Origin of the sequence: Paracoccus bogoriensis (assembly GCF_019431455.1) — a bacterium.
Taxonomy (GTDB): domain Bacteria; phylum Pseudomonadota; class Alphaproteobacteria; order Rhodobacterales; family Rhodobacteraceae; genus Paracoccus; species Paracoccus bogoriensis.
This window is the reverse complement of the sequence record NZ_JAHYSR010000002.1, coordinates 112,853-124,560: the sequence shown is the minus strand read 5'-3', so window position 1 is coordinate 124,560 and position 11,708 is coordinate 112,853. Positions and strand designations below refer to the sequence as shown.

Here is an 11,708-nt window from a genome sequence, read left to right as displayed (position 1 = left end):
CGCGGCCCTCATTCGGCAGCCTCGTGGATGCGAGAACCGGCCAGCACCCCCTCGATCAGGTCGGCACCGCGCCGAACGCCGCCAGCCTTGCGCAGTTCCTGCTGCGCCCGCGACAGGCTGTCGCGCCAGCGCGGCGCGTCCAGCAATTGCAACAGCGCCTCGCGGATCGCGCCCGGCGCGGCGCGGGCGTCAAGGCGCAGGCCCAGGCCATGCGCCTCGATCCGGGCAGCGATACCGGGTTGCTCGAAGGCCAGCGGCATGGCCAGCATGGGCACGCCCGCCGCGGCGCTGTCCAGCATCGTGTTCATTCCGCCATGCATGACACAGGCCGCGGCACGTTCCAGCACCGCGCGCTGCGGCCACAAGGCGCGTGCCACAGGGCGGCCGGGCAGGGCCGCCACCTCGGCTTCGGTCAGCATCCCGGCATGGGCCAGGACCAGCGTCACCGGCAGATCGGCCGCCGCCGCGCAGATCGCGTGCAGCATCGGCAGCCTGCGCCCCGACAGCGTCCCCAGCGAGGCAAAGACCAGCGGCCGGCCCAAGCCGGTCAATTCCAACGGCAGCTCGCCATCGGGTTCCGCGTCGCGCAGCGGGCCAAGCCCCACCGATTGCGCGGGCCAGTTGCGCGGGAAATCCAGCGCGGGCACGATCTGGCGCAGGTCCAGCCGGTCGCTGATCCAGCCCCCCGCGCCCGGACGCGGCGCCAGCCCGTGACGGCGGCAGCCTGCCGCAAGGGCGCGCCGTTGCAGCAGCATCAGCGCCTCGGAGACCCGCCAGCCGCCCTGATTGCGCCGTCTTGCGCTGTCGCTGTCCTCATGCGGCCAGGGCAGGAAAGGCGGGGGCGCTGCGGCGTCGCCATCCAGCGGCAGACCCGCCGCCAGCGTGATCCAGGGAAGCCGCGCAGCCTCGGCGGCCAAGGCAAAGCCCGGCTCGGCCTGATCGGCCACGACCAGATCGGGGCGCAGCGCCTGCAAGGCCGCGGGGGCATGGCGGATCACACCGCGGGTCGCGCGGGCGGTGCGCCACAAGGTCAACGCCAGTCCGACCCCGCTCAGGTCGGGCTCGTCCCATGGCATCGCATGGACCGGCAGACCCTGCGCCAGAGGCGGCAGCCTGCGACTGCCCAGCAGCACACAATCATGGCCCCGTCGCGCCAGTTCGCGGGCCAGCGGGCCATGGGCGCCCAGATGGCCGCGCATGGCGGGCAGGCAGAAAACGATGCGGGCCATGCCCTCAGCGGTCCCGCGCCGGGGCTTTGCCCGCGTCGCGCTTCAGCGCGCCGCTCCGGCGCAACTGATCCTTCAGGCGATCCAGCGGCGGCGCATAGACGAAGCCGAAGCTGACGCAGCCGTCCCGGCCCTCGACCGCGTGATGCATCTTGTGCGCCTGATAGACGCGGCGCAGATAGCCCTTGCGCGGGATCGCCCGGAAGGGCCAGCGCTGATGCACAAGGCAATCATGCATCAGCAGATAGATCACGCCATAGACCGACATGCCGACGGCGACCCACCACAGCCAGCCTGAGGCCAGGATGAACAGCCCCGCCGTGATCGCGGCGAAGATCAGGCCATAGAGGTCGTTCTTCTCGAACCCGCCCCGATGGTCGCCATGTTCGTCATGGTGCGACTTGTGCCAGCCCCAGCCAAGCGGGCCGTGCATGATCCAGCGATGCACCGAATAGGCGACCAGCTCCATCGCGACGACGGTGGCCAGGACAATGGCCAGAGGGACAAGCCAGCTCATTCGGCACCCCTCTTGCGGGTCCGGGGCAGGCGCCACCAGGGGACATGCGGATACAGATGATGCTCATGGTGATAGCCGCCGAAGTGAAAGCAGCTGAGAAACGAAATCGGATCGCTCATCCGCGAGGATCGGGCGCGGTGTCGGTCCGGGAATGTCTCGGCCTCGCGCGGCATATGGGGCAGGTAGGTGCCGAAATAGAACAGCTGCATCGAGGCCAGAATCGACGGCACCGACCAGTAGGCGACATAGGGCCAACGCTCGCCCAGGACCACCGCATAGAGAAGGGTGGCCCCGCCCAGGAACAGCGCCTCGCGCAGGCCGAAATAGGTGCGGACGAATTTCAGATACCAGCCGACCGGTCCGCCATGGCCGAAGTCGGGGTCGTCATCGGTGCCGGCATGGCGGTGATGGGCCATGTGCTTGACGATCAGCTTGCGCCAGGAAAAACCCGCAAACAGCCACAGGACAAGCTGTCCGATCGCCGCGTTCAGGCGCGGGCGGCCCGGCGCCACGGCCCCGTGCATCGCGTCATGGGCGATGATGAACAGCCCGGTGGACAGCCAGGTCAGGCCCGCCAGCGCGGCCAGGGCCAGCAAGGGATGCGCCAGCGCGTCCAGGTGCCAGACCGCGGCGACATGCAGCGCCGCCCAGGCCGCGATCACGATGGCGGCCAGCGTCAGGCTGGTGCGGGCGTCGGTTCGTTGCGTGGGATGAGCGGTGGTCATGGGTTCGATCCTGCCTTACGCGCCAAGACTAGACCCCTGCCCGGCGCTTTGCCAGCCATCATCCTGTCGCAGCAATGTCGCATGGCGCAGCGCCGCCAGATCAGGCGAACCGGTGCAGAACATGGCGATCCGCAACTGGGCGATCACCTCGTCGAAATGGGCGACCAGCGCCTCGGCGCTGGTGCGGGCGGCGGCAAGGGCATGAGCGGCCTGCCCGGCCAGATCGGCACCCAGTCGGATCGCGCGCGCCACGTCCAGCCCGTGCCGCACCCCGCCCGAGGCGACCAGGACGCCCCCCGGCGCCATCACGGGCGCCACCTGCCGCAGCGCATCCGCCGTGGGGATGCCCCAATCGTGGAAGGGCGCGGCGATGCGGCGCAGGGCATCGGAACCGCGTTCGGCCTCGACCCGGGCCCAGCTTGTGCCGCCCAGCCCCGCCACGTCGATGATCGAGGCGCCCGCCTCGATCAGCCGCCGCGCGACGGGGGCGGAAAGTCCCGCGCCGACCTCCTTGACGCCAAGTGGCACGGGCAGCGCGCGGGCCAAGGCCTCGATCCGGGGCAGAAGGCCCGCGAAGTTGCGGTCGCCGCCGGGCTGGATGGCCTCTTGCAGCGGGTTCAGATGCAGGATCAGCGCATCGGCGCCGATCATCTCGACCGCGCGCAGGGCCTGATCGGGGCCAAAGCCATAATTCAACTGGACCGCGCCGATATTGCCCAGGATCGGGATGTCGGGCGCCCGGTCGCGCAAGTCGCGCCCCAGACCGCCCGCCGCGCCATCCTCGACCGCGATCCGCTGCGAGCCGACCGACAGCGCGATCCGCAGGTGCTGGCAGGCCTCGGCGATATGGGCGTTGATGCGCGCGGCCTCGGCCGGGCCGCCCGTCATGGCCGAGACCATCAGCGGCGCGCCAAGTCTCCGGCCCAGCAGCCGCGCCTCGGTGCGGATCTCGTCGAAATCCAGATCGGGCAAGGCCTCGTGCTGGAAATGCACCGCATCAAAGCCTGTGGCGCGGCTGTGTTGCAGGCCCCTGCCCTCGGCCACGATCTGGATATGCTGCGACTTGCGGCTGGTGATGTCGGTCATTCTGCGGCCCCTCTGCCAAGCCCCTGCCAAGACGGCCATCGCCGCCTCCGATGCAATGCGGCCAAGCGCCGCCTGTCGCGCCCTGGACCGCCAGCATAAGCCGCCGCGTGCGGGCCGCAAGCGTCAGCCCAGATAGGCGCGCAGGCCCCGCGGCGGGTTGTCCAGCAGCGGCCCGGTCGGGCGCGGGGAATGGACAAGGCCGTCCTCGATCAGCAGGGTCGTGGGCGCGAAAGCGCGAGCATCGGCAGGATCATGCGTGACCATCAGCACCGTCGCATCCCCCGCCACCTCGGCCAGCAGGGCCAGCATGTCGGCCTTCAGCGCCGGGCCAAGCGCGGCGAAGGGTTCGTCCAGCAACAGAACCGGGCGCGCACGCAGCAGGACGCGGGCCAGCGCCACGCGGCTTTGCTGCCCGCCCGACAGATCGCCCGGCCGCCTTGCGCCGGTTCCCCCCAGACCGACCCGGTCCAGCACCGCCTCGACCGCCATGCGCTGCGCGCGATCCAGCCGCAGGTCGGGGCGCAGGCCCATCCCCACATTCTGCGCCACAGTAAGATGCGGAAACAGGTTGTGGTGCTGAAACAGGGTCGAGACGGGTCTTTTCCCCGGCGCTATCGCGGTGATGTCCCAGCCCTGCCACAAGATCCGCCCTTGATCAGGCGCCAGATAGCCGCCGATCAGGGACAGAAACGTGGATTTCCCGGACCCCGAGGCGCCGATCACCGCATGGCGGCCCGGCGGCACGGTCAGATCGGCCCTCAGCGCGAAATCGCCCTGACGGATCAGGATATCGCGGAATTCAAGGCTCAAGCCGGCCTCCTTTGTCGAACAGCCAGAACAGCCCGAAACTGAGCGCCATCAGCAGAACCGAGGCCGCCGCCGCATCCGCCATCCGGTAGCTGTTCATCAGCTGGTAAAGCTTCAGCGGCAGGGTCGGCCGGTCACTGGCAAACAATGTGATCACACCCAGATCGCCCATCGACAGGGCCGCCGCAAGCCCCGCCGCAAAGCCAAGCGGGCGGCGCAGGCGCGGCATGGTCAGGTGGCGCAGCCGCGCCCATCCGCGCAGATCCAGCGAGGCCGCCAGCCGGTCATAATCGGCCCGCAGCGCCTGCGCCGCCGGGATCAGCGCGCGCAGCCCGAACGGCAGCGCCATCGCCGCATTCACAGCCACCGTCACGGGAAGCGCCATCTGCTGCGGAGTGACCGTGCCGCGCAACAGGATGAACAGCCCCGTCCCCAAGACCAGGGGCGAGGCGATCAGCGGCAGCATCCCCGCCACCTCGACCCACCGGGCGCGGCCTTGGGCAATGGTCAGCGCCAGCGCCAGGCAGGCGGCGACCGACAACAGCGCCGAGGCGACCGCCATGACAACGGATCGCAGCGCCGCGTCCCAGACCTCGGGCGGAAGGGCCGGGATGCGCGGCAGGCCATGCGTGATCACAGCGGCCATGGGCCAGAGCAGGAACCCCGCCGCCAGCGTGATCACAAGCACGTCCGCAACCAACGACCAGCCGCGCGGCGCGGGGATGGGCATGGCGCTGTCCATCCCCGCGCCAAAGCCCGCAGGCAGGGCGATGGCCCGCGCCGCCAGAAGCGCGGCGACACACAGCGCGATCTGCACCAGCCCAAGCGTTGCCGCCCGACCAAGGTCGAAATCGAAGCGGAAGGCCTGATAGATCGCCAGTTCGACCGTGGTGGCGCGCGGTCCCCCGCCAAGCGCAAGGGCGACGGTGAACGAGGTCAGGCAGACCAGGAACACCGAAAGCCAGACACCCGGCAAGGTCGCGCGCAGCATCGGGCGTTCCAGATGGCGCGCCATGTCGCGGGGCGCGAAATCCAGACTGGCGGCCAGGCGGAACCGTTCCGCCGGGATCGCCTGCCAGCCTTGCAGGATCAGCCGCACCGACAGGGGCAGGTTGAAGAAGACATGCGCCAGGATAACGCCCTGCCAGCCATAGATGCCGATCTCGGGCAGACCCAGGGCGCGCAGGGCCTCGTTCACGGCGCCGTTGCGGCCGAAGACGGCGATCAGCCCCATGATCGCCACGATCACCGGCAGGATGAAAGGCGCACCCAGCAGCGTGACCAGAAGCCCCCGCCCGCGAAAGCGCCGCCGCGCCAGCGCGCGGGCGACCGGGATCGCCAGCGCCGCCGACAGGCTGGCCGACAAGGCCGCCTGCCACAGCGTGAAGCGCACCGCACGCCAATCCCATTCGCTGAGCGCCCCCAGCCCGCCCGCGAACCATGCAACCGCCGCCAGCGTGCCGAGGATCGCGGCAGCCAGAGCCGCCGCGACCAGATGGCCTAGTTGAAGGCGCGCAGCCATTCGTCCAGCGCGGGCTGGCGCAGCGCCTCGGCCTCGTCCTCGGAATAGAACAGCGTCAGTTCGGGGCGCGGCAGATCGCGCATGACCTGGGGCCATTGATCCTGGGGCAGGGCGGCGGGCAGGGACCAGTTGGCCAGAGGGATCTTTGCCTGGAATTCGGGCGTCATGATCCAGTCCATGAAGGCTTGCGCCAGTTCAGGCTGATCGGTGCCGGCCAACTGACCCGCGACCTCGGTCATGAAGTAGTGCCCTTCCGGGAAGATCGCGGCCTTCTTCGTCGGGTCATCCTCGGCCGCGATGTGATAGGCGGGCGAGGTCGTGTAGGACAGCACCATATCGGCCTCGCCGCTTGTGAACATGCCATAGCTTTCCGACCAGCCGCGCGTGACCGTCAGCACCTTGGGCGCCAGCCGGGCCCAGGCCTCGGGCGCCTCATCGCCATAGATGTGCTTGACCCAGAACAGCAGCGCCAGCCCGGAAATCGAGCTTCGCGGATCCTGGATGACGATGCGGATATCCTCGGCCTCCAGCAGCTCGGCAAAGCTGGCGGGCGGGTTTGCCAGCCGCGTTTCGTCATAGACAAAGGCCGTCTCGCCCCAGTTATAGGGCAGAAAGATCGGGTCGTCCCATGCGATCGGCAGCGACATGTCGGACGTGTCCTGCCCATGCGGCGCGAACAGGCCGGATGCGCGGGCGCGAGCCAGCACGTCGGTATTCAGGCCAAAGACCACATCGGCCTGGGTGCCTTCGCCCTCCATCAGCAGACGGGGCAGGATGTCGCCGGTCACAAAGCGTAATTCGCAGTCGCAAAAAGCCTCGAAGCCGGACTTGATCGCCGGGCCGGGGCCCCATTCGCTGGCGATGTAATCCTCGGCATAGACGGTCAGGACGCGGTCTTGTGCCGCAACAGGCGTGGTCATCAGCAACAGGGCAAGGGCGGTTCGCATCGGCGCCTCCTTTCAGATGGGGTTTCGGATGAAAGGGGCGCGTGACCTTCCCTCCGCCGGTTTTAACCGGATCAGGTTCAACGGGTCCGCTGTCGCGTCTCAGCCAGAAAGGCGCCCCGAGGTGGCCCCGAATGTAGAGGTTTCGCGCCCGCGCGCAAGGCGCTAGAACGCAGGCCATGGTGAAGGACATGACCGATCAGCCCACGCCCATGATGGCGCAATATCTTGCGATCCGCGAGGCCAATCCCGGTGCGCTGCTGTTCTATCGCATGGGCGATTTCTACGAGATGTTCTTTGACGACGCGGTGGCTGCCGCGGCCGCGCTGGACATCGCGCTGACGAAACGCGGCACCCATCTGGGGGAACCCATCCCGATGTGCGGCGTGCCGGTTCATGCCGCCGAATCCTATCTGCTGACGCTGATCCGCAAGGGGTTCCGCGTGGCCATCGCCGAACAGATGGAAGACCCTGCCGAGGCCAGAAAGCGCGGGTCGAAGTCCGTCGTGGCGCGCGACGTGGTGCGGCTGGTGACGCCGGGCACGCTGACCGAGGAATCGCTGTTGGAGGCGCGGCGGCACAATTACCTGGCGGCCTTCGTGGTGGTCCGCGACGAGGGCGCGCTGGCCTGGGTCGATATCTCGACCGGGAGTTTTTCGGTGATGGACTGCCCTCTGACGCGCCTTGCCCCAGAGTTGGCGCGGCTTGCGCCCCGCGAGGTGCTGGCCTGCGACACTGGCCTGGCGGATCTGATCGCAGACGCAGGCGCGGTGATGACCGACCTGCATGTCTCGGCCTTCGACAGCAATGCAGGGGCGCGTCGCCTTTGCGCCTTGTATGGCGTCGAGACGCTGGACGGTTTCGGCAGCTTTGGCCGCGCCGAGCTGGCCGCGATGGGCGCCATCGTCGATTATCTCGAGATGACGCAGAAGGGTCGCCTGCCCTTGCTGCGCCCGCCCGCGCGCGAACGAGCAGGCGGCGCGATGCAGATCGACGCGGCGACCCGGCGCAATCTGGAACTGACCCAGGCCCTTTCGGGTGGGCGCGAGGGCTCGCTGCTGGCGGCGATCGACCGCACGGTGACGGCTGCGGGCGCGCGCCTGCTGGAACGGCGGATCAGCGCGCCGTCGCGCGATCTGGCGCTGATCGCGGCCCGGCACGATGCGGTGGCGGCCTTGGCCGAGGATGCGCGGCTGCTTTCGGATCTGCGCGCGGCGCTGGCCCGCGTGCCCGACATGGACCGCGCGCTGTCCCGGCTGGCGCTGGACCGCGGGGGCCCGCGCGATCTGGCCGCGATCCGCAACGGGCTGGCTCAGGCTGCGGCCATTGCCGCGCGCCTGCCGGGCGATGCGCCCTCTCTGCTGGCCGAGGCCGCCCGCGACCTGGTCGGGCATGACGATCTGGTGGGGCTGCTGGATCGGGCGCTGGTGGCCGAGCCGCCGATTCTGGCGCGCGACGGCGGCTTTGTGGCCGAGGGGTTCGATACCGAACTGGATCAGACCCGGCGTCTGCGCGACGAGGGGCGCGGCGTCATCGCCGGGATGCAGGCCGATTACGCGGCGCTGGCCGGCGTGCCCAGCCTGAAGATCAGGCACAACAACGTGCTGGGCTATTTCATCGAGACCACCGCGACCCATGCCGAACGCATGATGGCCCCGCCGCTGAATCAGACCTTCATCCACCGCCAGACCACCGCGAACCAGATCCGCTTTACCACGGTCGAACTGAGCGAGCTTGAGACCCGTATCCTGAACGCCCGCGACCGCGCGCTGGAAATCGAGCGCGACATCTTCGGCCGCCTGCGCGGCGCGATCCTTGATCGGGCGGCACGGATCGGACAGGCGGCCCGTGCCCTGGCCGAGATCGACCTGGCCTGCGCCTTTGCCGATCTGGCGTCGGGCGAAGGCTGGGTGCGGCCGCGCGTCGATGACAGCCGCGCCTTCGTGATCGAAGGCGGCCGTCACCCGGTCGTGGAACGCGCGCTGCGCCGAAAGGCGGAAAGCTTCGTCGCCAATGATTGCGACCTGACCAGGGGGACGACTCCCGCGATCTGGCTGCTGACCGGGCCCAATATGGCGGGCAAATCGACCTTTCTGCGGCAGAACGCGCTGATCGCGGTGCTGGCGCAGGCCGGGGCCTTTGTTCCCGCACGCGCGGCGCATATCGGGCTGGTCAGCCAGCTGTTCAGCCGCGTGGGCGCCGCCGATGATCTGGCGCGGGGGCGGTCCACCTTCATGGTCGAGATGGTCGAGACCGCCGCGATCCTGAATCAGGCCGATGACCGCGCGCTGGTGATCCTGGACGAAATCGGGCGCGGCACCTCGACTTGGGACGGGCTGTCGATTGCCTGGGCAGTGATGGAGCATCTGCACGCGGTCAATCGCTGTCGCGCGCTGTTTGCCACGCATTATCACGAGATGACGGCCCTGTCGGCCAAGCTGGACGGCGTCGAGAACGCCACGGTTGCCGTGCGGGAATGGGAGGGCGAAGTGATCTTCCTGCACGAAGTCCGCAAGGGCGCAGCCGATCGCAGCTATGGGGTGCAGGTCGCGCGGCTGGCGGGCCTGCCCGCATCGGTCGTGGATCGCGCCCGCACCATTCTGGACGCGCTGGAAAAGGGCCAGCATCAATCGGCGCGACCCATGGCGCTGATCGACGATCTGCCGCTGTTCCGCGCCGCCCCGCCGCCCGCGCGGCAGCCTCGCCCGCTGGATGACCGGCTGCGCGCCATCCATCCCGACGCCCTGTCCCCGCGCGAGGCGCTGGACCTGATCTATGAATTGAAAGCCCTGTCCGAGGAGACGCGACCATGAGCTACAACACCTTCGGCCGCGAGTTCCGCTTTACCACCTGGGGCGAAAGCCACGGCCCCGCCTTGGGCGCGACCGTGGACGGCGTGCCGCCCGGCGTGCCGCTGACCGAGGCGTATATCCAGCGTTTCATGGACCGCCGCCGCCCCGGCACCAGCAAACACACCACGCAGCGGCGCGAGCCCGATCAGGTGCGCATCCTGTCCGGCGTCTTCGAAGGCGTCACCACCGGCACCGCGATCCAGCTGATGATCGAGAATACCGACCAGCGGTCCAAGGATTACGGCGACATCGCCACCAGCTTTCGCCCCGGCCATGCCGACATCACCTATCACCTGAAATACGGGGTCCGCGATTATCGGGGCGGGGGCCGGTCCTCGGCGCGCGAAACCGCGGCGCGGGTCGCGGCGGGGGCGGTGGCGCAGGCGGTGCTGGCGCGGCTGGTCCCCGACCTGAGGATCACCGGCTATATGGTGCAGATGGGGGCGATGCATCTGGACCGCAGCCGCCTGGACCTGAGCGCGGTGAACGACAATCCTTTCTTTCTGCCCGACGCAGGCGCGGTTCAGGCCTGGTCGGATTACCTGGACGGCATCCGCAAGGATCAGAACAGCGTCGGCGCGGCCATCGAGGTTCTGGTGCAAGGCTGCCCGCCAGGTCTTGGCGCGCCGATCTATGCGAAGCTGGACACCGATCTGGCTGCCGCGATGATGTCGATCAATGCCGTCAAGGCGGTCGAGATCGGCGAGGGCATGGCATCCGCCGCCCTGACCGGCGTGGACAATGCCGACGAGATCCGCATGGGGCCGGATGGGCCCGTGTTCCTGTCGAATCATGCGGGCGGCATCCTGGGCGGGATCTCGACCGGGCAGGACATCCTGGTGCGCTTTGCGATCAAGCCGACCAGTTCGATCACCACGCCGCGCCGGTCCATCAATATGCGCGGCGAAGAGATCGAGGTCATCACCAAGGGCCGCCACGACCCCTGCGTCGGCATCCGCGCCGTGCCCGTGGCCGAGGCGATGGCGGCCTGCGTCATCCTGGACCACCTGTTGATGGACCGGGCGCAGACCGGGGGCCTGCGCGGTCAGATCGGCTGATTGGCCAGAAATGCCTCGACCTCGGCGCGGCTGGGGATGGCGTCGCCCGCCCCCGGCCGCGTGACCTTCAGCGCCGCCGCACCCGAGGCCAGGCGCAGGGCCTGCGCCACATCCAGACCCTGATCCAGCCCGGCGGCGAAATAACCCGCAAAGGTGTCGCCCGCGCCGGTCGTGTCCACCGGATCGACGCGGAAAGCGGGCTGATGATGCACCGCACCCGTCCGCAGGTCACGATATTCAGCCCCTTTCGCCCCCTTGGTAATCAGCATGGCCTCGACGCCTGGCCCCTGGGGCATCGCGGCGGCCAGCTGCGCGGCCTCGCCTTCGTTCATGGCCAAGATCGTGACATGGGGCAGCACCGCGCAAACGGCGGCCAGGTCGAAGGGAGCCGCCGAATAGATCACGCGCGCCCCCCGAGCCTTTGCTGCACAGGCGGCTTCGGGCTGGGCGCTGGTCTCGTTTTGCAGCAGCAGCAGATCGCCAGGGGCAATCCCCGCCAGATCGCGGGTCAGGCGCGCCTCGTCGATGGCGCGGTTGGCGCCGGGGTGAATGACGATGGCGTTCTCGGCTTCGGCATCAAGCAGGATGATGGCATGACCCGTGGCCTGCTTGGGCAAGCGCTGGATCGCGCCCGTGCGGATCCCGGCTGCATCCAGGCGCGCCACAACCCAGTCATCGCCCGCCCCCATGGCGCCCAGATGATGCGTGACCGAGCCCGCCCGCGCCGCCGCGACAGACTGGTTTGCGCCCTTGCCCCCAAGACCCAGTCCGTAGCCGTGCGCCGCCAGTGTCTCGCCAGGCTGCGGCAGATGCGGCAAGCGATAGACGTGGTCGATATTGATCGACCCCAGATTCCAGATCGCCATGTTCCCCTCCTTACGACCGACGCTCATGTGAAGCCGCCGCACGCGGCTTGTCCAGAAACGCAAAACGCGCCCCGAAAGGGGCGCGCTCCTGGCTGTTCGCGACGA

At 69.0% G+C, this 11,708-nt stretch carries 10 protein-coding genes and 1 riboswitch; of the genes, 2 read left to right on the top strand and 8 right to left on the bottom strand.

What is annotated here, in order from left to right:
• Window positions 1-8: 8 nt before the first annotated feature.
• The 7 genes from KY389_RS01615 to KY389_RS01585 all read right to left on the bottom strand — a co-directional run bounded on the left by KY389_RS01615 (window position 9) and on the right by KY389_RS01585 (window position 6,830).
• Window positions 9-1,229 carry a glycosyltransferase gene (locus KY389_RS01615; RefSeq protein WP_219828975.1) on the bottom strand — a complete coding sequence of 407 codons (1,221 nt, stop codon included), beginning with the start codon at window positions 1,227-1,229 and terminating at the stop codon, window positions 9-11.
• Window positions 1,230-1,233: 4 nt separating this feature from the next.
• The gene (locus KY389_RS01610) at window positions 1,234-1,743 is read right to left on the bottom strand and encodes a sterol desaturase family protein (RefSeq protein ID WP_219828974.1); all 510 of its coding nucleotides are present in this window, start codon (window positions 1,741-1,743) and stop codon (window positions 1,234-1,236) included.
• Window positions 1,740-2,468, bottom strand: coding sequence for a fatty acid desaturase (locus KY389_RS01605; protein ID WP_219828973.1), 729 nt, complete (start codon window positions 2,466-2,468; stop codon window positions 1,740-1,742). The genes KY389_RS01610 and KY389_RS01605 overlap by 4 nt, the downstream gene beginning before the upstream one ends.
• 15 nt (window positions 2,469-2,483) lie before the next feature.
• The gene (gene fni / locus KY389_RS01600; RefSeq protein ID WP_219828972.1) at window positions 2,484-3,554 is read right to left on the bottom strand and encodes a type 2 isopentenyl-diphosphate Delta-isomerase; all 1,071 of its coding nucleotides are present in this window, start codon (window positions 3,552-3,554) and stop codon (window positions 2,484-2,486) included.
• 123 nt (window positions 3,555-3,677) lie between these two features.
• Complete coding sequence (locus KY389_RS01595; protein WP_246587878.1) at window positions 3,678-4,364, bottom strand: thiamine ABC transporter ATP-binding protein; 687 nt, start codon at window positions 4,362-4,364, stop codon at window positions 3,678-3,680.
• Window positions 4,354-5,883 carry an ABC transporter permease family protein gene (locus tag KY389_RS01590; RefSeq protein ID WP_219828971.1) on the bottom strand — a complete coding sequence of 510 codons (1,530 nt, stop codon included), beginning with the start codon at window positions 5,881-5,883 and terminating at the stop codon, window positions 4,354-4,356. Before KY389_RS01590 ends, KY389_RS01595 begins: the two co-directional genes overlap by 11 nt.
• Window positions 5,862-6,830 (bottom strand): thiamine ABC transporter substrate-binding protein, encoded by a 969-nt coding sequence (locus KY389_RS01585; RefSeq protein ID WP_219828970.1) that lies wholly within the window; start codon window positions 6,828-6,830, stop codon window positions 5,862-5,864. The genes KY389_RS01590 and KY389_RS01585 overlap by 22 nt, the downstream gene beginning before the upstream one ends.
• A gap of 31 nt (window positions 6,831-6,861) precedes the next feature.
• A riboswitch (TPP riboswitch) is annotated at window positions 6,862-6,959 on the bottom strand.
• 59 nt (window positions 6,960-7,018) lie between these two features.
• Between KY389_RS01585 and mutS the strand changes: the two genes are divergently transcribed.
• On the top strand, window positions 7,019-9,640 hold the full coding sequence (mutS, locus tag KY389_RS01580; protein WP_219828969.1) for a DNA mismatch repair protein MutS: 2,622 nt from the start codon (window positions 7,019-7,021) through the stop codon (window positions 9,638-9,640).
• Window positions 9,637-10,737 carry a chorismate synthase gene (gene aroC, locus KY389_RS01575; RefSeq protein ID WP_219828968.1) on the top strand — a complete coding sequence of 367 codons (1,101 nt, stop codon included), beginning with the start codon at window positions 9,637-9,639 and terminating at the stop codon, window positions 10,735-10,737. Before mutS ends, aroC begins: the two co-directional genes overlap by 4 nt.
• Here the strand turns inward: aroC and KY389_RS01570 are convergent.
• Window positions 10,725-11,603, bottom strand: coding sequence for a ribokinase (locus tag KY389_RS01570; protein ID WP_219828967.1), 879 nt, complete (start codon window positions 11,601-11,603; stop codon window positions 10,725-10,727). The genes aroC and KY389_RS01570 overlap by 13 nt on opposite strands.
• Window positions 11,604-11,708: the final 105 nt, after the last annotated feature.